Origin of the sequence: Enterococcus faecalis (genome assembly GCF_029024925.1) — a bacterium.
In the GTDB taxonomy this organism is placed as follows: domain Bacteria; phylum Bacillota; class Bacilli; order Lactobacillales; family Enterococcaceae; genus Enterococcus; species Enterococcus faecalis.
Genome location: NZ_CP118962.1, coordinates 2266710 through 2289470, shown reverse-complemented (window position 1 = coordinate 2289470; position 22761 = coordinate 2266710). Strand labels below are relative to the sequence as shown.

General features: G+C 37.3%; 21 protein-coding genes. 14 read left to right on the top strand and 7 right to left on the bottom strand.

The genetic code is table 11. The features are described 5' to 3' along the window. Positions 1–22 precede the first annotated feature (22 nt). A complete protein-coding gene (locus PYW42_RS11285; protein WP_002356444.1) occupies positions 23–508 on the top strand; it encodes a hypothetical protein in 486 nt (161 codons plus the stop codon). Between the two features lie 44 nt (positions 509–552). On the opposite strand, the gene PYW42_RS11280 is transcribed toward PYW42_RS11285, so the two are convergent. The 4 genes from PYW42_RS11280 to PYW42_RS11265 all read right to left on the bottom strand — a co-directional run bounded on the left by PYW42_RS11280 (position 553) and on the right by PYW42_RS11265 (position 3965). Further along, on the bottom strand, positions 553–1077 hold the full coding sequence (locus PYW42_RS11280) for a GNAT family N-acetyltransferase (protein WP_002362532.1): 525 nt from the start codon (positions 1075–1077) through the stop codon (positions 553–555). A 16-nt stretch (positions 1078–1093) separates the two neighbouring features. Continuing rightward, positions 1094–1933 (bottom strand): NUDIX domain-containing protein, encoded by an 840-nt coding sequence (locus PYW42_RS11275; protein ID WP_002384084.1) that lies wholly within the window; start codon positions 1931–1933, stop codon positions 1094–1096. A gap of 144 nt (positions 1934–2077) precedes the next feature. Then, complete coding sequence (locus tag PYW42_RS11270) at positions 2078–3265, bottom strand: toxic anion resistance protein (RefSeq protein ID WP_002362533.1); 1188 nt, start codon at positions 3263–3265, stop codon at positions 2078–2080. Between the two features lie 19 nt (positions 3266–3284). After that, positions 3285–3965 carry a 5-bromo-4-chloroindolyl phosphate hydrolysis family protein gene (locus tag PYW42_RS11265; protein ID WP_002356448.1) on the bottom strand — a complete coding sequence of 227 codons (681 nt, stop codon included), beginning with the start codon at positions 3963–3965 and terminating at the stop codon, positions 3285–3287. Positions 3966–4367: 402 nt separating this feature from the next. Here PYW42_RS11265 and PYW42_RS11260 point away from each other — a divergent pair, with 402 nt between their 5' ends. From PYW42_RS11260 to PYW42_RS11250, 3 genes are read left to right on the top strand one after another with little or no spacing between them, the layout of a single operon-like run. Next, positions 4368–4952: an NUDIX hydrolase gene (locus tag PYW42_RS11260; protein WP_002356449.1), complete on the top strand. Its 585-nt coding sequence runs from the start codon at positions 4368–4370 to the stop codon at positions 4950–4952. Beyond that, positions 4949–5245 (top strand): cell wall synthase accessory phosphoprotein MacP, encoded by a 297-nt coding sequence (gene macP, locus PYW42_RS11255; protein ID WP_002356451.1) that lies wholly within the window; start codon positions 4949–4951, stop codon positions 5243–5245. Before PYW42_RS11260 ends, macP begins: the two co-directional genes overlap by 4 nt. Positions 5246–5260: 15 nt before the next feature. After that, the gene (locus tag PYW42_RS11250; RefSeq protein ID WP_002356454.1) at positions 5261–5956 is read left to right on the top strand and encodes a 5'-methylthioadenosine/adenosylhomocysteine nucleosidase; all 696 of its coding nucleotides are present in this window, start codon (positions 5261–5263) and stop codon (positions 5954–5956) included. 66 nt (positions 5957–6022) lie between these two features. Here PYW42_RS11250 and PYW42_RS11245 read toward each other — a convergent pair whose 3' ends face one another. Both PYW42_RS11245 and PYW42_RS11240 read right to left on the bottom strand, forming a co-directional pair. Continuing rightward, positions 6023–6289, bottom strand: a complete 267-nt coding sequence (locus tag PYW42_RS11245) for a GIY-YIG nuclease family protein (protein WP_002356455.1) — start codon at positions 6287–6289, stop codon at positions 6023–6025. After that, positions 6279–7013: a tRNA1(Val) (adenine(37)-N6)-methyltransferase gene (locus tag PYW42_RS11240; protein WP_002356457.1), complete on the bottom strand. Its 735-nt coding sequence runs from the start codon at positions 7011–7013 to the stop codon at positions 6279–6281. The genes PYW42_RS11245 and PYW42_RS11240 overlap by 11 nt, the downstream gene beginning before the upstream one ends. 188 nt (positions 7014–7201) lie before the next feature. Between PYW42_RS11240 and PYW42_RS11235 the strand changes: the two genes are divergently transcribed. The 10 genes from PYW42_RS11235 to PYW42_RS11190 all read left to right on the top strand — a co-directional run bounded on the left by PYW42_RS11235 (position 7202) and on the right by PYW42_RS11190 (position 21835). Beyond that, positions 7202–7828, top strand: coding sequence for a lysophospholipid acyltransferase family protein (locus tag PYW42_RS11235; RefSeq protein ID WP_002356461.1), 627 nt, complete (start codon positions 7202–7204; stop codon positions 7826–7828). A gap of 51 nt (positions 7829–7879) precedes the next feature. Beyond that, a complete protein-coding gene (locus PYW42_RS11230) occupies positions 7880–9148 on the top strand; it encodes an exonuclease SbcCD subunit D (RefSeq protein ID WP_002404070.1) in 1269 nt (422 codons plus the stop codon). A gap of 4 nt (positions 9149–9152) precedes the next feature. After that, on the top strand, positions 9153–12290 hold the full coding sequence (locus PYW42_RS11225; RefSeq protein WP_002362534.1) for an SbcC/MukB-like Walker B domain-containing protein: 3138 nt from the start codon (positions 9153–9155) through the stop codon (positions 12288–12290). Between the two features lie 19 nt (positions 12291–12309). Continuing rightward, positions 12310–15507 (top strand): DEAD/DEAH box helicase, encoded by a 3198-nt coding sequence (locus PYW42_RS11220; RefSeq protein ID WP_002404069.1) that lies wholly within the window; start codon positions 12310–12312, stop codon positions 15505–15507. 67 nt (positions 15508–15574) lie between these two features. Next, entirely contained in the window at positions 15575–16480 is a 906-nt protein-coding gene (gene elrR, locus PYW42_RS11215) for an Rgg family transcriptional regulator ElrR (protein ID WP_002400960.1), read from the top strand. 189 nt (positions 16481–16669) lie between these two features. Beyond that, positions 16670–18841 (top strand): enterococcal leucine-rich protein ElrA, encoded by a 2172-nt coding sequence (gene elrA / locus PYW42_RS11210; protein ID WP_002392868.1) that lies wholly within the window; start codon positions 16670–16672, stop codon positions 18839–18841. A gap of 3 nt (positions 18842–18844) precedes the next feature. Beyond that, a complete protein-coding gene (elrB, locus tag PYW42_RS11205) occupies positions 18845–19213 on the top strand; it encodes an LPXTG anchor domain-containing protein ElrB (protein ID WP_002362538.1) in 369 nt (122 codons plus the stop codon). Position 19214: 1 nt separating this feature from the next. Then, complete coding sequence (gene elrC, locus PYW42_RS11200) at positions 19215–19997, top strand: WxL domain-containing protein ElrC (RefSeq protein ID WP_002362540.1); 783 nt, start codon at positions 19215–19217, stop codon at positions 19995–19997. Between the two features lie 39 nt (positions 19998–20036). Continuing rightward, positions 20037–20813 carry a WxL domain-containing protein ElrD gene (gene elrD / locus PYW42_RS11195; protein ID WP_002362542.1) on the top strand — a complete coding sequence of 259 codons (777 nt, stop codon included), beginning with the start codon at positions 20037–20039 and terminating at the stop codon, positions 20811–20813. Positions 20814–20887: 74 nt separating this feature from the next. Then, positions 20888–21835, top strand: a complete 948-nt coding sequence (locus tag PYW42_RS11190) for a DUF916 and DUF3324 domain-containing protein (RefSeq protein ID WP_002400957.1) — start codon at positions 20888–20890, stop codon at positions 21833–21835. A 36-nt stretch (positions 21836–21871) separates the two neighbouring features. Here the strand turns inward: PYW42_RS11190 and PYW42_RS11185 are convergent, their stop codons facing one another. Next, the gene (locus tag PYW42_RS11185) at positions 21872–22585 is read right to left on the bottom strand and encodes an HAD family hydrolase (RefSeq protein ID WP_002356474.1); all 714 of its coding nucleotides are present in this window, start codon (positions 22583–22585) and stop codon (positions 21872–21874) included. Positions 22586–22761: the final 176 nt, after the last annotated feature.

Genomic DNA, 22761 nt, shown 5'->3' with positions numbered 1-22761 from the left:
TAAACCCAACATTCCCTTTATAATGAAAGTAACAAGCAAATTTTTGTTACTTAGAAGGGGAAGGGAGCAAGGAGTTATGTTTAGTTATACAGATACCATTTTGTCAATTATGCAAAGAATTGAAGTATACAACGAAATTTTCAAAGCCATCTCTAAAGAAGTTCAAGAATACGGTTGTAATCAGGCTGCACATCGGAGAGGCCGTGACACTTATATGTTTTGCCGAAATAATGTGAATCGTTTTTTTACAGAAGAAATGATGTTTCGTAAAAATTTAGAGCCGTATTATGATAAAGAAGCAACGAAAATCTTGCTAGAAGGATTAGATACGTATAAAGAAGGAGTATTTTTCTGGTTAGAGGCATTAAGTGAATCTTGCCAGGTGACAGATGAATTGAAATATCAATTAGGAATCCGCCAAAAAGAATCCTCTTATTTATTAATTAATCAAGCTTGTAAAGAAGCCTGTGAGGGCATTCAAAGCGCTCATAGTGTTCATAAGATGTAAAAAGTTAGGGATAGCTGTCAATCTGGCAGTTATCCCTAACTTTTTTATTTCAATATCATCTGATAAGCATAACGTTCGCCATCGTTAACATCTAAAATCACGTCACCTTGATAAACAAAGCCAGCTTTTTTAATCAGGTGCTGCATAGCGAGATTTTGTGGATGTGTATCAATTCGAATATCAGTAGCACCTTGCAAACGAGCGGCTGTAACCAGTGAGCGCAAAAGCACCAAGGCCAGTCCTTGACCTTGAAAGGAACTTTTTAGAGCAACACGATGAATCGCCGTATACGTAGTTTGAGAATGAGGTTGCCAAGAACCATTAAAAATCGCTTCATAAGCAGGATCAATCTCCGAACATAAAACACCAACGCCTGCCAAGGCATCCTCAACCATTAAAATATAGCAAGTTTGCTGGTCGATATCTTTTGCTAAAATTTCTTGATTCGGGCCATCGCCATTTTGCCATTGGGGAATGCCACTTTTTTGTAAGGTGCGGCGTCCATCTTCAATGATAGCAAGGATGTCAGGCAAATCAGAAGGTTCTGCTTTTCTTAAGTAAACAGTCAAAAAATATTCCCTCCTCTTAGAAACCTGTTGTTGTTTTCAATTGGTAAATTTTTGAAGGGCGGCCAATGCCAACGGGACGTTCACCTAACTCTTCAAAATATTGTGTCATGGCTTTTTTAAAATTTGAATGGTCAATGCTACGATAATCAACGCCGAGGAACTTCGCAAAAACTTTACGGGCTTCCGTAATGGTGAAATCTTTTCCTAAGACTTGAAGCACTTGCGGTTCATGTTCCATTTTATCAACAACACGATTAAACGCCTTAATTATAATTTCACTATGGTCGAAGGCTAATGTATCTTTACCAAGAGAGGCCGCTGTTTTCAAGTCTAAAGTAATTTCCACATCTTCATGAGATAACGTGATGTGTTGACCATGCCGTTCAAGATTGAACCAATGGACTTCTTTGGCATCGTCGCCAGCAATTAAAGGTTCTTCACCAATAAAGGCTAAATAGCTGACTGTCACGACCCAACCACGAGGATCTCGATCTGGGCGACTAAAGCTGTGTAATTGTTCAATATTTTCTTGAGAAATCACCACACCAGTTTCCTCTTTTGTTTCTCTTAAAACACTATCTTCAGTAGATTCGTTGCGATTAACAAAACCGCCAGGAAGCGCCCATGAGTTTCTAAAGGGGTGACCTTTACGTTGAATCAGTAAGACTTTTAATTGATCAGCTTCCTTGTTGTAACAAAGAAGAACCATATCAACGGTTAAAGAGGGTTTTTCATATTCAGGTAATTCTTGTTGATGATACCAAGTTAAAAACTCTGCTAAGCTAGCTTGGCGTTCATAATAATTTTTTTCTTCGGCTTTAGAAGCAAATTGTGGCACAATTGCTCCTCCTTTCAAAAAGAAACATGATTTTCTTTTATTGTATCATTAAGTGGCTGAAATACAATATTCAAGCGTAAAAAGAAAAGCAAGCCTGGGACAAAAATCCAAAGTGATTTTTGTCCCAGGCTTGTACTATAAGAAGTTTGTTCTAGACGTTATTTATTGTGTTAATTCTAATAATTTATTTTTCAAATCTTCTTCCATATGGCCAAGTTCGATTTCGGCAGCTTGGCGTTTTTCTTTTCCTTCTTGTTGAATACGTAATGTTTCTTGGATAGTTTCAATTAAATCATTTTGTGTTTTTTGTAATGTTTCAATATCGACTAGGCCACGTTCGTTTTCTTTTGCTGTTTCAATTGCAGAAATTTTTAGCATTTCTGAATTTTTCTTCAGTAAGTCATTGGTGGTTTCAGAGACTTGACGTTGAGCAGTCACAGCATCTTTTTGACGGAGTAAGGTCAAGGCGATGACTACTTGGTTTTTCCATAACGGAATCGCCGTATTCACCGATGATTGAATTTTCTCAGCCAAAGCTTGGTTAGTATTTTGAATTAAACGAATTTGTGGGGCTTGTTGAATCGTAATTTGACGAGCCAAGCGTAAATCATGGGTTCTTTTTTCTAAACGGTCTAGGAATTGGTTATAATCATTAACAATTTGGACATCCATTTGATCTCCAGATTCTTCCGCTTTTTTCATGGCTTCAGGAATAATTTGCGTCCGTAGTTCTTCTGCTTTTAATTCCCCAGCGGCAATATAGATGTTTAAGGCATCAAAATAATCTTTATTTTTTTGATACAATTGATCTAACATGGCATTATCTTTTAAAAGACCATCTTTTTCATGGGTTAATTTGACAGCAATTTTGTCAATTTGCGCACCAATTTTTTGATATTTGGCGGTAATTTCGTAAACGGATTGTTTGACTTTACCTAACATTTTTTGAATAAAGTTGCCTTCGCCAGCACGTAATTCATTGGGATTGGCTTCATTTAAACGAAACATTAGATCGGTCAGTGAATCACCAACAGGACCAATGTCTTGTGCTTGAACGTGGTTTAACATCGCTTGCGAAAATTCGCCAAGTTTGATTTGGGCATTTGAACCATAGGTAATTACTGCTTGTGAATCTTGGACATCAATTTTTGAAGCTAATTCTTTTGCTTGGGCTTGACGTTCTTGTGGTAATTTATCAATTAAACGAGGAGCTGATTGCTGTTCTTTTAACTCAGATAGTTCATTTTGTTGCGTTGGTGTTAGTTCATCCATTGATGAAAATGGATTACTTAATAAATCGTCCAATGTATTGGTTGCAGATGTTGTTTCTTTGGGTTGTTGCTCAGTCATTTTTTTTCCTCCCTAATGATTATTGCTGGTCTTCGTTTACTTGAGGTGATTCCTCAGTTGCAGCTTTTTGCGACAAGCTGCTTTTAGCGATCGACATTTCGACATCTAAATCGTCTAAGTCATCGGAAACGATTTCCTCATAATCATTTTTAACTAATTTTGACAATTGGTCAATGATTTGTGCGCTTTCTTCTAATTTTTCATACGTTTGTTTGTTTTTTACTTCATGTTGTTCGATTTCTAAATGCTTACTTGTTAAGTCAACGATATTTGGTAAATGTGTATAGAGAAAGTGATTGGCTAAGTGTAACTTTTTAGGTTCTTTCACTAACTCTTTAAACAGAGCTTTAGAAACCTTCGTTGTATCATTACGTAAGTCAATCGCCCGTAATTTAGTTGAACGATTCATGTTTTCTTGTAATTGTATGATTTGTTTTTTGGCTGTGCTCATTGTACTTCTGAAAAAATCAATTTCTTGTGGAGATAACCCCAATTCACGATAATGGGCTTCTTTATCTTTTGTTAAGTAAGGCATTTGATCGCTCTTGTCGGCGGCATTTTTCTTTTTTCGATAGAGAACGAATACTAAAAAGCCTACCAGAATCACAAAAGCGAAGAAGCCATATTCTCTAGCGACAGCAATGATTAAGGCTCCTAAAAGAATATAGCCAATCAGTAATTTTGTATTTAATTTGTTCATTTATATAGTTCCTCCTATCTATCTAATCCTCGAAAGAGTCAGCTCTCGTTACAATAGTTATTTTAGCATACTCTGTGAGAGAAAAGACATACAGCGGAAGATGTATTTTATGATTTAGTGAAATCCTAAGAAAAAAAGTATAAAACGCAAAAAAAGACCCGTCCTAATTGGGGGTAGGACGGGAAAGGAGTTAAAAATGAAAAAGTGTTTTGTTAGGGTTGTTTGTTGGTATGCTTAAATAATACAAGGAAGTTGTGAATTTTTTATGTCTATTTTTTTTCGAAAATGTAATTTTTTTCTAAAGCAATAAATTTTTTTCTTTGAAAAGGGTTTAACTAGAGAAGAAGGGGTGCGATTTTTATCATTTTAGGGTATGATAAACAAGAAAGGTTGGTGAAAGATATGTTAAATTATGAGGACTTCGAAGAAAAAACACTTCAACGTCGAGAAATTTTTAAAGGAAAGATTATTGATGTTTTTTTGGATGACGTGGCTTTACCGACAGGCGGCACTGCTAAACGCGAATTGGTTTTTCATTCAGGCGCAGTAGCTATGATTCCGTTAACCGCAGAAGGAAAAATCGTCTTAGTTAAACAATTTAGAAAACCCTTGGAACAAGTGATTTTAGAAATTCCAGCGGGAAAAATTGATCCTGGAGAAGAAAATCAACTGGAAACGACGGCTATGCGGGAATTGGAAGAAGAAACTGGGTATCGTGCGGGTCAGCTCACCTACATAAATTCAATGTATCTGTCACCAGGATTTGCTAATGAAAAATTGGCTCTCTATTTGGCAACGGATTTGCAGAAAGTCGAAAATCCGCGTCCTCAAGATGAAGATGAAATCTTGGAACTTTACGAGCTAACAATAGCTGAAGCCAAAGCAGAAGTGGCAAAGGGCACGATTTGTGATGCCAAAACACTTTTTGCTATACAATACTGGGAATTGTATTTACTGCAGAGACAGTTTAAGGAGGACACGCAATGAGCAAAGGTCCGTTAGTCACTCGGACAGAACTTCGCAAACGCAGAGAAGCAGAAGAAAAAGAAGCAGAACGTCGTCAGCAGGAAGAACAGAAGCTGGCGGAAAAAGCGTATAAGCGAAAAGAAAAAGAAATTTCGACGTTTTATCGTAAAGAAAAGAAAAAACAAAAACCGATCAACAAGTCACGAGTAGGAGAATACTCGAAGCGTCGAGAACGGAGTACTTGGTTAAACAAGGCAATTATTATTGTAGCGATTTTATTAGCCGTTGTGGCATATATCGTTTTGAATTTATAGAAAAGAGGAATCACTATGAAAATTGGAATTATTGGAGCAATGGATCAAGAGGTCAAAATTCTAAAAGAAAAATTGACAGACACGATGTCATGGGAACGAGCAGGCGCTTTATTTGTTTCTGGTTCGTTAGGAAGACATGAGGTGATTGTGGTTCGTTCAGGAATTGGTAAAGTGGCCTCAGCTGTGACCACGACTTTATTGATTCATCAATATGGCGTAAATATGGTGATTAATACAGGTTCTGCTGGTGGTATCGGTGAAGGACTAAAAGTCGGCGATTTAGTCATTGCAGATAAATTAGCTTACTTTGATGTTGATGTCACTGGTTTTGGTTATGCCTATGGACAATTGCCTGGTGGTGTGCCTTTGTATTTTGAAACAAGTGAATACTTGCGGATGGAAATTGCGAAAGCTGCTGAAAAAACTGGTTTAGCTATTCGTAAAGGATTGATTGTTACTGGAGATACTTTTGTGGATAGCGCTGAGAAAATCGCCAAAATTAAGAAAGAGTTTCCTGAAGCCTTAGCTTGTGAAATGGAAGGCGCAGCAATTGGCCAAGCGGCTTCACAGTTCAATATTCCATTCTTAGTTGTACGGGCAATGAGTGATACAGCAGATGGCGAAGCAACTCAAAGCTTTGACGAATTCATCGATGAAGCTGGGAAAAAATCAGCCGAAATGGTTATTCATTTTGTCGAGAACTTAGTTTAAAAAGAGAAAGAAACAGCCATCATTTCATCAATGAAATGATGGCTGTTTCTTTTTGCTTGTTGTCATTTAATGAAAGGTTTTTAAATACTGCTCTTTTTGTTTGCGCGTTAATTTTTTAAAGGCGGCTTCGGCTTTAGTGGCCGCGCTACGTGTTTCAAATTTCTCTGTATGAATCATTTTGACTGGCCGTCGTTTGGCTAATCGTGTATATTTTGCACCAGTTCCGCTATTATGTTCGGTTAATCGACGTTCTGGCTCAGTTGTATAGCCACCGTAAAAGGAACCATCTTGGCAAAGTAAAACATAAAAATAATGGGATTTCTTATTCTCCATACAGCATAGCCTTCATTTCTGCTTCGTATTCGTTCTTCTCATTGTATGTAAAAAGAGGTGGTAACACACGAAAACCGTCTTTTTTGCCTTGCTTAATGCCTTCAATTAGTAAAACATTGGCTTCTTTGCCTGGCTTCGGATAAACAAACCGAGCTTTTTTCGGCGCAATATTGGCGTTTTCCATGGCATGTAAAATATCCAGGAAACGATCAGGACGATGAACCATTGCGAGGCGACCATTTGTTTTTAATAAATCCGCCGACACAGTGACCACTTCTTGAAGAGACGTGTGAATTTCATGACGGGCAATCGCTAAATGCGGGTTTGGATTTTTTTGGCTAGTTGGTCGTTCTTTAAAGTATGGGGGATTACATAGTACTAAATCAACAGAATCTTTTTTGATGACCTCTGTCGCTTGTTTTAAATCACGTTCATACATCGTTACTTGTTTTTCCAATTTATTTAATAGAATACTTCGTTGACCCATATCTGCCAAACGAGGTTGTAATTCGATTTGGTCGATCTTTGCAGCTGTTTTCCGACTAACGAAGAGGCCGACCGCGCCATTGCCAGCACACAAATCGACAATCTTGCCTTTTTTTGGTAGTTGCGGAAAATTAGCCAATAAGACTGCATCAATGGAAAAAGAAAAGACTTCTTTGCTTTGAATAATTTGAATATCATCCGCATATAATTGATCAATCCGTTCGCCGGATAATAACATAGATTAAGAACCTCCAACTTTTCATCTGATTGTTCATGTATTATACTACTTTTAAACCCGTATGACAAAATCTGTTCCCTAGATTAGTAGGGACATGTTATTTCTCTGATTGATAGACGTAAAAAAAGCTTGTCAAAAGGTAGAGCTTTCGGCATACTAGAAAGCGGAGAGAAGAAAGGAAGAAAATTATGTTTTTTACATTTATGCGTGGCGTGGTTCGCGTCATTTTATTTGTGATTAATGGAAATGCACATTATGAAAATAAAGAAAAATTACCAAAAGACCAAAACTATGTCTTAGTTGCGCCGCATCGAACATGGTGGGAACCGCTGTATTTAGCTGTTGCTGGCAGTCCTAAGAAGTTTAGTTTTATGGCAAAAAAAGAGTTGTTTAAAAATCCTGTTTTACGTTTCATTTTAAAACATGCGAATGCGTTTCCGGTGGATCGTGAGAAGCCCGGTCCCAGCGCGATTAAAACACCTGTCAAAATTTTAAAAAATTCTGATTTAAGTTTGATTATGTTCCCTAGTGGCACGCGTCATTCCTCAGAATTAAAAGGTGGGGTAGCCTTGATTGCTAAAATGGGGCGAGTACCTATCGTGCCATCTGTTTATCAAGGTCCGTTAACTTTAAAAGAGTTGTTTAAACGTAAAAAAGTAACGGTTCGTTTTGGGGAGCCAATCGATATTAGCGATATTAAAAAAATGGATAAAGACGGTTTAGCTGAAGTGGAACGTCGGATGCAAGAAGCATTTGATCAGTTAGATAAAGAAATTGATCCAACTTTTAAATATGAATCAACAGAAAAAGAATAAAACAAACCGCTACAAAATAGGAATGTTACTGGCAGGTAGTCTCATCAAAAGATGATGCTCCCTGTCTTTTTTCTTGTGTTAAGAAAAAAGTTTGTTAAAAATCTAATTCTTCTGTCCGATTTTCTTAAAAAATACCAGAAATTTGTTATAATAATAAGAAGGACTTTTTTAGGCGGTGAAAAAATGAAATTTTTACATACAGCAGATTGGCATATTGGCAAAAAATTACATGGTTTTGATTTATTGGCAGAACAAAGGGAAGCCTTTAAACAAATCTTAGCAATTGCGAAAGAAGAGCAAGTGGATGCTGTTGTGATCGCTGGAGATTTGTATGATCGCTCTGTTCCAGCGGTTGAAGCAGTCGAGATTTTTAATGAAATGATGATTCAAATGAATCTCAAAGAGCATTTCCCCGTGTTAGCTATTTCGGGAAACCATGATAGCAGCACTCGTTTAGAAACAGGAGGCCCTTGGTTTAACCAAACGCAATTTCATTTGAATACGCGTTTAGAACAAGCCTTTCAACCAATTGAAATCGACAATACCCAATTTTATTTGTTGCCTTATTTTGAACCGATTGCGGCTCGCTTATATTTTGAAGATGAAACGATTCGAACGATTCAGGCGGCGATGGAAAAAGTTGTCGCGAAAATGCAGGAATCTTTTCTTCCCAACAAAAAACAGGTGTTAGTTAGTCATTTTTTTGTCGCTGGCAGTGAAAAAACTGATTCTGAAACAAAATTAACAGTGGGTGGTTTGGATGTTGTACCGACGGCTTTGTTAGAGCCTTTTGATTACGTCGCGTTGGGCCACTTACATGGAAAAAATGCGTTGCAGGCACCTAATGCTCGATACAGTGGCTCGCCTGTAAAATTTTCTTTATCAGAAATGACACAAGAAAAGGGTGTTTGGCTTGTTGAAACAGAAGCTGAAGTTCATTTTCAATTCCGTGCTTTGAAACCATTGCGAGACATTCAACAATTGACGGGCTCGTTTCAGCAGTTAACGGATCCCGCTTTTTATCAAGAAGTGAATCGGGAAAATTATTTACATGTCCAATTAACTGACCGAGCGATCATTCCCAACATGATGAATCAATTGCGAAAAATTTACCCCAAAATTATTGGGTTGGAACGTTTGAATGGTCGAGAAACAAGCAACGGAAATCAGAAAAAAGTGGTACAAATAGAACAACGTTCACCAGAAGAACATCTGCATGACTTTTTTAACGATGTGACAGGAGAGGCCTTGACAGAACAACAAGCACAATGGGTCCAAGAAGAACTGAGTACACTTAATCAATTAGAAAGAGGGAAGTAACAGGATGAAACCATTATCTTTAACATTGAAAAACTTCGGACCGTATATTAATGAAATCATTGATTTTACGAAGTTTGAAGATTCTTCACTTTTTCTAATTAGTGGAAAAACAGGGTCTGGGAAAACAACGATTTTTGATGGAATGAGCTATGCTTTGTTTGGTGAAAGTTCTGGGAAATTACGTTTAGGCAAAGAAATGCGTTCCACATTTGCTGACCCCTCAGAAGCCACTGAAGTTACTTTGCTTTTTAAACATAACGAGTATCTCTATGAACTGAACCGCCTTCCCGAACAAGAACTTTTTAAAAAACGTGGCACAGGAGTCCGTAAACAAAGTGCCAAAATTTCTTTAATTGTCAAAGATGCTCAAGGGAAAGAACTACGATCCTATTCTAAAAGACGCGAAGTGGACGAACTCATTCAAGAATTATTGCATTTAAATGCCAATCAATTTGCTCAAATTGTATTGTTACCACAAGGAGAGTTTCGGACTTTTTTAATTGCTAAAAGTGATGAAAAAGAAAAGGTTTTGCGTAATTTATTCGGAACAGAATTGTATCAGTTGTTCAGCGAAAATTTAAAAGAACGCTTAAAAATTGCCAATCAAGAGATTCAAGAAACCCAGCAAAAAATTGAACTGAAAACAGAACAGTTGCATTGGTCAGAAGAACCTGAACCGACAATGACACTTTTTGAAAAACTTCAATTATTAGAAAGCCAACAACAAGAGGCTCAGCAACAACTATTAGTTGAAAGAGAACAAATTGCAACCTTAAAACAAGCCAAACAAGCAAAAGAGCAAGTTCGTTATGCTATTGAAGAACGACAAAACTTGCAACAGCAAAAAGAAGAATTACTGGAAAAGAAAGCAAAACAAGTTGAACAGGAAACCGTCATTGAGCGGTTAAAGGAACAGATTCAGCAATTAAAATGGAGCCAAAAACAGCAATCTTTAGCTGAAAAAGTCTTTGAAAAACGAAGCGAAAAACAACAAAAAGAGCAAGAAACAAAGTCCAAACAACAAGCTCTTATGGAAACGCAACAAGCATTGACAGATTGGCAAGCAATCATGAGTGAGTTGGAAGAACAACAACCATTGATTGCTGAAAAACAAGAACGTCTTCAAACGATTCAACGTCAATTACCACAATACCAAGAATATGAACAGTTAGCCCAACAACAAATAGCAGAACAAGCCAATTATCAAGCCATTCAAAAAGAGTATGAATCTTGCCAACAGGAAAAAATAACATTAGCGGATAAAGTGGCGACAGCCAAACAATTTATTGAACAAGAAGGAACACTTGAAAAAGCAAATTTTGAATGTTCTAGTGTAGCAGATCATTGGCAAAATTTTGTAGAACGTTGGCAAAAAAATCAAAAAGCTTGGCAAAAAATTAGTCAAAACCAAGTGGAATTGCACGAGTTGACACAACGGTTTGCTGTTGAACAGCAACAAAAAAGCGCCGAAGAAGCGAAGTTGCAGACAAAGAAAAGTCAATGGGCCTCTTTACAAATCCAACGATTAAGCTTGTTACTTGAAGAGGGAGAACCTTGCCCAGTTTGTGGCTCTTTAGAACATCCAAAGCAACAAACACATCAAGAAGTTTCCTTAGAAGAGATTGATCAAGCGGAACGGGAATTAACGGAAGTTGAAAAAACGGTTCAACGATTTACTGAAACGCTCTCTGCATTAGGGGCGGAAAAGCAACAGAAAGAAAGCCAATTACAAGAACAGGAAGCTGCGTATACTGAGGAACAAGAACAATTAGCAGCGCAGTTTGCTGACTTGCAGTTGCCGTTAACAGGACTAACTTTTTCACAAGTAACACCTGCAGAAATTGCGGAAGTTGAGTCGCAATTAGCTAAAGAAAAACAACAAATAGCACAAAAACTAACGGAAATTTCAGTCGAAAAGGACCGTCTGGCGGAACTAGAAGAACAAGTAGCTGAAAATTCTCAACGCTTTGAAGTGCTCCGACAACAAGTAGAAACAATGCAACAAAGTCTGGAAAGAATCACTATCCAGCAGCAAATGATTGCTAGCCAATTATTGGATGCAACCGTCACATACGAAGAAATGACCAAACAACAAGCTTTGCTTCAAGAAGAACTCTCTGCATTTGAACGTCAAAAAGAAAACGTGACGACACAAGGAGAAACCTTGAAGAAAGAAGAAATGATCCTTGAAAGTACGTTGACTCATTTGGAGAAAGAACAACAAACACTTCAACAAACAGTCGCACAACTTGAGAGTCAGTTAAACGCAGTTTTAACGGAACAAGGAGTGACAGAGGACCAATTGACGGAGTGGTTGAAAGAGGTACCGACACTAGAAAGTCAGCAAGAACAAATTGCTTTATTTGAACAAGAGCAAACCCAACTGACTATCCAACTCGCTGAAATTGAGAAAAAATTATCTAGTGATACGTTCCCAGAATTATCTTTAATCACCACAGAAATTGAACAAATAACACAACAAATTGAAGAACAAGAAAAAAAATACTATCAACTGCATGAAAAAATGCTGAATAACCAACAGTTGGTTCAAGAAATTAATGCGCAAAGAACAACAATTGAAGACAAGTTTGAGGAAGTTGCTGCACTACAACAGTTGGCAGATACGGTGAATGGCAATAATCCTAAAAAAATTAGTTTTGAACGGTATATGTTACAAACGTATTTAGAAAGAGTGCTGACAGTCGCTAATCAGCGTTTAGACCGCCTGACCAATAGTCGTTATCAATTTGAATTGAATCACGAAGCAGGCAGTTATCGGAATCAAACGGGGCTAGAAATCAATATTTATGATGACAATTCAGGGACGGTGCGCAGTGCTCACACGTTATCAGGCGGGGAAAGTTTTATAGCAGCGTTAGCTTTGGCACTTTCTTTAGCAGAAGTGATTCAAGAACAAGCCGGCGGAGTCTTAATTGATGCGTTGTTTATTGATGAAGGCTTTGGTTCCTTAGATGAAGAAGCATTGGAAATGGCAATGGAGGCGTTAGAAACGATTGAAAATGAAGGCCGCATGATTGGGATTATTAGTCATATTGGCGAATTAAAAGCACGAATTCCACAACAATTACAAATAAAAAGCAATGGGAATGGTCAAAGTACCGTTCACTATCAGCTAGCTTAGTAGAAGAGGAGGTGAGTCGATGAAATGGAGTATTCCAGAGCGAATCGTTGAACAAGGGCGCGAATATATGCAAGAAGGCCGGGTCTTATCTATCGTTCAAAATCCAGAAAAAAGGATCTGGTTGTCTGAGGTTTTAGGGGAAGAACTTTATCTTGTTGAATTGGATGGTACCGCCAAAGAACAAGATGTTTGTGAATGTCAATATTGGATGGAACATGGCTATTGCAAGCATACAGTGGCAGTTGAACTGGCACTGAAACAACGAGGCGTGTCAAGAATTATTCAAGCGAATCAAACAGTCAGTTTTGAGAAAACAAATCGATCAACAGCTGAAATGTTTACCAAAGGCTTTGCCAAATTAAGCAAAGCTTCTGCCGAAGTTCCCTTGCAGCCTTTACGTTTAGAATTTCATTTAGATGTGATCGAAACGAATAATTACTATCCAGAATTATCAACGATTGGTCTTTCTTTAAAAATTGGTTTGGAAGGCACCAAACCTAAAACATATATTGTGAAAAATATTGGTGATTTTTTACAAGCATATGAAAAAGAAATGACCTTTATGGTGAATAAACAACACCAATTTACCTTGCTACATGATTCTTTTTCAATGGAGATTCAAGAAATTTTAACAGAACTTGCGGCAATTTATCATACCAGCCAATTATTAGGTGCAAACGGTATTCAAGTTAAAGGGAAAATCGACAAACGTTATCTATTATTACCAATTGATCGCAGTCAATCGTTAGTTGAAAAAATGAATCGAACGGGTCAGTTTATATTGACCAATCAAACTCATAAGTATCGCTATCTAACGTTCAAAGAAACCAGTTTGCCACTTACGTTTACAGTGCAAAAAACCGAGGAACAAAGCTTCAAATTAACTATTCAGAATCCTATTACAACGTTTCTAGCCCACTATCACTGGGCGATTGCGGATCAAACGGTTTATTTACTAACAGAAGAGCAGGAAGCCATCTACACCACGTTACTTCAATTAATGAAACGCTTGGAAGAGCCGTCAATTATTTATGAAAAAGAAACAGTTTCTGATTTATTTAGTGAAGTGTTACCATTATTGGAAAAAATTGGTCGAGTGTCTGTTGAAGAATCAGTTGAAGAATTAGTCGTCCATCATCCTTTAAAAGCAGTCTTTATTTTTAAGAAAATTAAAGGTCGGATTAATGCTCGAATTGACTATCACTATGGAGAAGTCATTTTCTCGACAAACCCGAAATATGCTCAATTACCTGAAGTCAATCAAGAAATCGTTCGAGATAAAGCAAAAGAAACAGCAATTAAGCAACAATTTCAACAGTTTGCCTATCAGCAAACAACCACAGGCTTTGAAAAAGTCTTACCTGCTGGGGAGTCCTTGTATTATTTCTTTAAAGCCGAAGTACCAGCTTTCCGTCAATTAGGAGAAGTTCGGATGGGACGGAAATTACGGGAATTGTATTTAGATGCCCAGCATCATCAACCAACGATTGAAGTTGCGGAAGGGGATTCTTGGTTGGATATTCGGTTTGATGTCACTGGCATTGATGAAACCGAAATCGATGCAGTATTGACTAGTCTGCTACGTAATGATGCTTTTTATACGTTAAAAAGTGGTGAAATTCTTGCTTTTGACTCAGAGGAATTTTTCCATACAAGTGCAATTTTAACGAAGCTGCGAAAAAATATGCATCAAGAAGACAATGTCATTCATGTGCCCAAAAATCAAGGTCTCATGATCGAAAGTTTATTAGAAGACAACGAGCGGGCACATTTTTCAGATTCCTTTAAAAAAATGGTCACGGATTTAACACATCCAGAAAACTTTGAAGCGCAAGTCCCCAAAACCTTACAAGCAACGTTACGCCATTACCAAGAAACAGGGTATAAATGGCTGAAAATGCTTAGCCATTATCAATTTGGCGGTATTTTAGCTGATGAAATGGGTTTAGGGAAGACACTGCAAACCATTACCTATTTACTTTCGGAAAAAGAAGAAGAGTGCTTGAAAGGGACAGCTTTGATTGTCGCTCCTGCAAGTTTAACCTATAACTGGTTAGCCGAAGTCAAACGTTTTGCGCCAACCTTAAATGTTCAAGTGGTTTCTGGCAACCGCCAAGAACGAGCAGCGCTTTTACAAAATAGCACCGAAGATATTCTGATTACTTCTTATGCAAGTATGCGACAAGATGTTCAGCTTTATCAGGAAATGCGTGTCGGCTATTTGATTTTAGATGAGGCCCAAATGGTTAAAAATAGTGGAACTAAAACGGCGCAAGCCTTAAAAAGTTTAAAAGTACCGCAACGTTTTGCATTAAGTGGCACACCAATTGAAAATAATTTAGATGAACTGTGGTCAATTTTCCAAATGATCTTACCGGGATTGTTCCCAGGCAAAAAAGCCTTTCGAGAAATTAAGCCGGAAGAAATTGCCAAAATGATTCAACCATTCATTTTACGACGAGACAAGAAAACGGTGCTCGCAGACTTACCAGAAAAAATTGAAAATAATATGTACAGTGTCTTAACAGAAGAACAAAAAACGGTTTATTTGGCCTATCTAAAACAAATGCAAGCAGATGTCAGTCAAATGGATCAGGCGACCTTCAAGAAAAATCGCATGAGTATTTTAGCAGGCTTGACCCGTTTACGACAAATCTGTTGCGATCCGCGTTTGTTTATTGAGGATTACACGGGAGGTTCTGGCAAAGTGGAACAAGTCAAAGACTTTTTAGTGGCTGCCAAAGAAAACAATCGTCGTGTTCTATTATTTTCTCAGTTCACAAGCATGCTTTCTATCTTAGAAAAAGAATTGAATGAATTAGGTTTAGAGACGTTCTATTTACGAGGAAGTACGAAGCCTCAAGATCGGTTAACGATGGCGAATGCCTTCAATGAAGGAGAAAAAGATGTCTTCTTAATTTCATTGAAAGCAGGGGGAACCGGACTAAATTTAACTGGTGCAGATACAGTTATTTTATACGATTTATGGTGGAATCCCGCAGTCGAAGAACAAGCGGCTGGTCGGGCGCACCGCATGGGACAAAAAAAAGTTGTTGAAGTGTGGCGGATGATTGCAGAAGGAACGGTTGAAGAAAAAATGAATTCCTTACAGCAAGAAAAACGCGAGCTGTTCCAAAAAGTGATTCAAGGAAATGAAGAGCAATTAGCGAAAATGACGGAAGAAGATATTCGCACAATTTTAAGCATTGGGGAATAGCCGTTCAACTTAGTTGCTATCTTATTTAAAGAGAAATGGAGTAATTCGTTTGAAACAAAAAGAATATATGGAATATCGGCCACTAGGTGAAGAAATTGAACGGATTCGTAAAGGGAAAAATATTCCTCTGCGTGTCTTTGATGAAAATGGTGTTTCTAGTCGAAGTTATCAACGCTTTGTCCAAGGAAATAGTGAATTGCGTATTTCGGATTTAGCCATTATTGTCGAAATCTTGTCTATTTCGCCGATGGAAATGACAGAAAAATTAACGCCAATGTCCAAAACGGTTTTAGCTAAGGAGCAGTTTAATCAAGCAATCTTTAGTAAAAATTTTCAAGAAAGTAGTCGAATCGTTGCAGATTATCGGGCGTATTATGATAAATCGTCTTTTGCTTTAGGAAAGCAAGAAGTAATGTATTCGATGTTGGCGTTGGAATATCTTTTTAACCCTCAAACGGTTGTGACAAAAGAGGAAATTATTGCATTAGAAAATCAGATTCTGGAACGATTAATTAATGCCGATGTGTATACTATTTTTAATTTGAAATTTATAGCATTACAAAAAAACGTTGGCTTGCAGCCGTTTCCAACTTCGTTACTTTTTCGTGTACTACAATCTGTCAATGAGCGGGAAATTATTGATATTCGCTCGCTAGAAATTATCGAGCAAGTAATTATTGATTTTTTATTTGCGGCGATTGTCAGCCAAAATGTTCCCCATATTCTTCATGTATTAAGCATGTTTAAAGAATATGAAGTGGGTGAAAATAACTGGCGAATGATCCTCTGGAAAAAAATAGCAGAAAAAATAGAAATGATTTTAACCAATGAAGAAATATTCGCAGATTGGTCAATCTTTAAAGAACAGATCCTTTTATCTATCACATTGTTTTTACCAAAAGCCAAACAAGAATTTTTTGCTGGGCAATTGGAAAAAATAGAGGATAGTTTAAAAGAAATAAAAGAAAACTAGGCATAATTGAGAATTTGTCATAATACATTCTGGTTGTGTTTAGCGACAAAGAGCGCCAAATAGGGGTAGAAAACCCTATTTGGCGCTCTTTGTCTTGTCTATACAAATTAATTTGGACAGTTTGTCGTAATTGAACCCATTTTCAGTTGATATTCACTATAATTAAGAAAATATCAGGAGGTGAAGTTTATGAAAAAAATGTGCATCTCCGCAGTTAGTGCCTTACTTTTGGGTAATAGTTTGCTACTTCCTGTAACAACTTTCGCCGAAACGACCGAAACAATTGCATCCTCCAGTGAAGAAAATGTTTCATCTGTTTCAGAAGAAAAGATTCCAGAAACTTCATCGGCAGAAGAGCAAAATTCAGCAACCAGTAGTTCGGAGATTCCCCAATCAGAAGAGTTAACGACTGTTGAAACAAGTGAAGAGCCGCCAAATGAAGCACTAGCGATAACGGAAGCACAACTGATGATGCCCCAATTATACGCAGGTGCTGTCTTAGATAAAGCGACGCCTATCAGTACACTATTTCCTGATCCAGCCTTTGCGGAAAATATCAGAAAACAGTTAAGCAAATCTCGGACCTCTAATACTGTCACCCAAGCAGAATTGGATAAATTGAATAAAGTTATTTTAGAAAATGTCGTTGTTTCTAATGTGGAAGGAGTTCAATACCTAAGAAACTTAGAAGAATTATCTTTTCAAGATTCACTCAATGTAACAGATTTGAGTCCTTTTGCTAAAGGTGAATTTAAGCTATTACGTTTTTTATATATGAGAAACAATAAAATAGCTGATCTTAGTCCGTTAGGTCAAGCAGGATTAATTAATTTAGAAGGCTTGTATGTTGAGAACAATCAATTAACGACATTAAATGGACTTGAAGGAATGGCTGCTTTAAAAAATTTAAGTATCCAAAATACGACAGATCATCCGTCAAAAATCACGCCGAATAATCGAGTAACTTCATTCGACCCGCTTCGTTCTCTTCGTAATTTAGAAACCATTTGGGCTGCCAATAATCAGATTGCTACTTTAGATGGGCTTACGGAAGCAAATAACCTACTCCGTCTTTATGTGGAAAATAATCAATTAAAAACAATTGCGCCCTTGGCGAATAAGCCACGTCTAGAAGAGTTGAGTATTATGAATCAAACGATTGCTAGTCTGGAAGCTTTAAGCACTGTTCCTAATCTGCGTGTACTGTATGCAAGAAACAATCAAATTTCTTCCTTGGCACCGTTAGAGAAAACACTCAATCTAACAGTTTTAGATGTGGGAGAAAATCAAATTTCAGATATCAGTCCGTTAAAAGGCTTAACGGCCATTACAGGGCTAGATGTATCTAATCAAATGATTATCTTATCTTCTGTCGATTATATTGCTGGGAAACCACTGCAATTAAAAAATAAGGTGGTATCTCGTGATGGTCAACTATTTCCACCGCTGACGATTAGCCCTTATGGAAGTTACGATGCCACAAAAGGACTGTTTGAATGGAATTTACCCAAAGCTCATGAAGGCGTTTCTTATATCTGGGAATCAACAGATAAAGCATACTTAGGGAACTTTTCTGGAACAGTCGTCCAACCTGTCAAAGAAGTTTTCTTAAGTGAAACGAAACTATCTTGGTCAAAAGAGCGTATAGAAAAGTCGATGGAAAAAACAATCGATATTGATGACTTTCAAAAAACAGCCCTGCCTTTTTATTGGCAAGATGTCGATGCTGGGAATAGATTACAATTTATTGTCAAAAAAGAGGGCCAAGAAATCCAGAAATTAGCAGATGAAACAACCACTAATTCTAAAACATTTAAGGAAAAAGCCTTGTTATTACCAGAACTAACTTATGGAAAACAGCAGTTGGTCGTGGAAGTCTATGATAAAGGCTACAAGATTGATGAATTAGCGCTAACAGTCACTGTGGTTGGCTCTGTCAGGTTCAAAACGGTACCCACAGCGATTTCCTTTGGGAATGAGCTGCAAATCGCTAGTAGCACGACCCAATATCCAATTGTTTCCATGGATCAACCATTAGTGATACGGGATACTCGTCAAACAGGGAATAATTGGTCGCTTGCACTAACCGTTACTTCTGATTTCAAATCTGAATCAGGTGCTACGTTGCCGAATATTTTAAAATTTAGAACCAACCATCGCTTACAGGACATTCCAGAAGGCCAATCGATTCTTGTTCACAACCAAGTCAATGGACATCAAGAAACAAATATTTCTGATCAATGGAAAGAAAATGACCAAGAGTTGTTATTATCTGTTCCTGGAGGGACGGCCAAAGCAGAAGAATACGAAGCAAAACTAACTTGGCACTTGATGGACGTACCTGATGGCAGTGCAAAATAGGGGGTGAGTCTTATCAAAAAAATAGTTAGCGGTGTATTGCTATTAGGATTGATTTCATCAGTTGATGTATTTGCTGAAACAAATGCCTATCCGACAAATACAGAAGTTTCTTTTTATGGCGAGTATGAATCACCAGCCAACAAAGAAAAACCAGATGGTAAGATACCACAGCGTTTCCCCAAGCAATCGGAAGCAATACCAGCAGTGAGTGGAGAATCATTGAAGCACTCAACAAGTAAAACGGTTGATCAAAAAGGCTCAGGCTTCTTACCTCGAACTGGTACTAAACAGCAACAAATGTTTAATTATCTCGGAATAATAGTCATCTTTATGGCTAGTTTTATTTTAAAAAAAAGAAAGAAGGAACAATAAAATGAAAAAAATTATCTTATCAACAATCCCCGCTATCACTTTAGGCGTGGCTATTGCACCAGAAGTGAATGCAGAAGAAAAAAACTATGAATCAAATGCCATCGTAGAATTTACGCCGGACACCTCTATCAACAAACCAGTCGATCCAGTGAATCCAGATACCGAAAAACCTGTTGAACCCTTTGACCCAACGACACCAGACACAGGCAATAAGCCAAATGAAGGAACAACTGGTCCACTAAGTATCGATTATGCTTCTAGTTTAGACTTTGGCAAAAATAAAATTTCAAATAAAGATGAAAAATATTATGCAAATCCACAATACTTTTTCTTGGCAGACGGTTCTGGTCCTGATTTGACTAATCCTAAACCAAATTATGTACAAATTTCCGACAAACGCGGAACGAATGCCGGTTGGGCCTTAACAGTTAAACAAGAAACACAATTAACAGCGACAAAAGAAACATTAAATAAAGTTTTAGACGGTTCAGAAATTAAATTAAGTCAAAACAAAGCAGTGTCTAATTCCAAAGCAGTCACACCAACTGCGCATGAAGTAACTTTAGTAGCTGGCGATTCATCAAATGTGATGTCTGCCGCTGAAGGTCAAGGTTCTGGAACTTGGCTTAGTGCGTTCGGTGGGATTGAAAAAGTGGAAGTTGACGGTGAAAGCGTAGATAAAAATACAGCGATCACATTAACTGTACCAGGAGCAACACCAAAAGATGCTGTTCAATACAAAACTGTTTTAACATGGACAATCGCTGATTTACCAAGCGTATAATTATTGAAACTATAACAATAGAAGAGAAGGAGCACTAACATGAAAAAAATGACCATCGCAAGCAGCTTAATTTTAGCAACCATCGCGGTAGGCACACTACCAGTTCAAGCAGAGGAAGTGGCTAATCGCGACACAGATGCTATTGTAAAATTTAAAGCACCAGATGAAAAGGATCCCAACAGCAAAAATCCTGTAGTGGATCCAGAAGACAAAGACGGCAAAGATCCTGTGACACCTATCGACCCAGTAAATCCTGACAAACCAGTTGATGAAGGTTCTACAGGCCCCTTAACCTTGGACTATGCTTCAAGTTTAAACTTTGGTGAAAATATCATCAGCACAAAAGATGAAATCTATTTTGCATCAGCACAAGTTTTAAAAGATAAAAATAATGTTGAAAAAACGGGTCCATTATTTGCTCAAATTACAGATAATCGTGGAACTTTAGAAGGCTGGACTTTATCTGCAAAACAAAATTCTGCATTTACTTCTGCTACAAAAGGTCAGACGCTTGAAGGAACTGAAATTGTCTTTCAAAACGCTTCAGCTGTGACAGCAGGACAAAGCGCTGCACCAACAAGTTTAGCGAGCGTAACTTTTGGTACAGTTGGTGAAAGTCATAACGTGATGGTAGCTGCAACAGATCAAGGTGCTGGGAAATGGTCATACTTATACGGCAATGCTAGTTCAATTGCTGAAGTTGACGGCCGTCAAGTAATGAAAGATGTTCAATTAAAAGTGCCAGGTAAATCAGTTAAATTAAATGATGCCTACAAAACAACAATTACTTGGACATTAGCTAATACGCCAGTATAAAAAGAACCTTTTTGGAGAAAGGAAGAGGGGAACTCAGCCTTTCTCCTTTACATAGAAATGGAGTGTAGAGCGAAATGAAAAATAGATATTTTATTCTGATGATCCTAAGTTTTTATTTCTTTGCTTTTGGGATTGAAACCTCAGCAGCAGAATTACGATTTAGTGTTGAAACAGAAATTCCAGAAAACCAAATAGATAAAACAAAAACATATTTTGATTTAATGATGAAACCAGACCAAGAACAAATTTTGAAAGTTCGAGCGGCCAATAGTACAGATGAAAATTTAGTGATTGATGTTAGTGTGAAGTCGGCCACAACAAACAGCAACGGAGTGATTGAATATGGCGAGTCGTTGACAGCATTAGATAAATCTGCACCAGCAGATTTATCAGAAATCATTCAACTGAAAGACGGCGGTGAGAGTGTTGAATTGCCTGCTAAAAGTGAAAAAGTCGATGAAACGAAAGACAAGCAAAAAGAAAATACAAACGGCTTAGCAATTGAAAATCGCTATGCCTATACAGTAGCTGTTTTACTTCGAGAAAATGAAACAGTTGTACAACCAGAATTGTCTTTAGAGAAAGTTGAACCGACACAAAGAAATGCGCGCAGTGTTATTTCTGCAACACTGTTAAACCATGAAGCAGCCTATCTTCAATCAATGAAAGTAACGGCAAATGTTAAAAATAAGAAAACAAATAACGTTATTTTAGAGAAAGAACAAGAAGATATGCAAATGGCGCTCAATTCAATTTTTAATTTCCCTATTCCTTATGAAGAAAATGAAATGGAAGCTGGAACGTATGTATTGGCAATGACTGTGGAAGGCTCAGGAAAAAAATGGCAATTTACGAAAGAATTTACAATCTCAAAAGAGGAAGCAAAAACATTTAATGAGAAAGATGTAACCGTCAAAAAAACGGAATCTAAACTTATTTATCTCTTAATCGGTTTATTGCTCCTTTTACTGATAATCTGCCTGTTCATCATTTTACGTCTGAAAAAACAAAAAAATAAATAAAAAAAGCCGTTCTTCAATTTGAAGAGCGGCTTTTTTTTAAAGATTAAATAATTTCTCCACAGTCGGACAAAGTTCGGTGAAACAAGTGACTTCTGCAAGGTGTGATGCAGGTTGGCAACTTGGTAGTTCACGAGAGCGGTGGTTAAACCAAAGAGAATGCCAGCCACCATTACGTGCGCCTACAATATCATTGTCATAACTATCACCAACATATAAAGTATGTTCAGGTTCCATACAAAATTGATTACAGGCTAAATCAAAAATTTCCTTTTCAGGTTTTTGAAAACCCGTACTTTGAGAAATAATGATATTTTGGCTTGGAACCCATTTTTCAAGATTCAATTGTTTAACTTTTTTAAATTGATGGTCTGTTGGACCATTTGTAATAATCCCCATCGGAATTTCTTTCTCTTGTAAAGTATCAAGAAGCTTAGTAACTTCTGGATGCATCGTAATATTATCCAATTCTTCTTCATAAACTTGTTGGAAAATTTTTCCTTCTTCTTGTGAAATTCCTGGATAGTTTAGATCCTTTAATGTTTCATTCATCCGGAAAAACCGCATGAAATCTAGGGACCATTCATTGGCTAAAACTTTCGGAAACGTTTCATCGCTGTGGTGTCTAAAACGAAGATACAATTCATGCATATCCTCTGTCGCAACGTTCGGGAAAATTTTAGTCATCGCATTTCGAAAGGGTTGTTGCTGATCGTACAGCGTGTCATCAACATCAAAAACAATGGTTCTCATTTAACAAGTGCACCTCTTAACTTTTTTACAAAACTTTTCATATGTTATATTGTAGCCGATATTTTCACAAATAAATAGAGTATTTTTCACTGTATTTCAAGGTTTTGTACAGAAATCAAAGCCTTGCGGGAAAAGACAATTATAGTTATTTTTACCGAAAAAATGGAAACGATAAA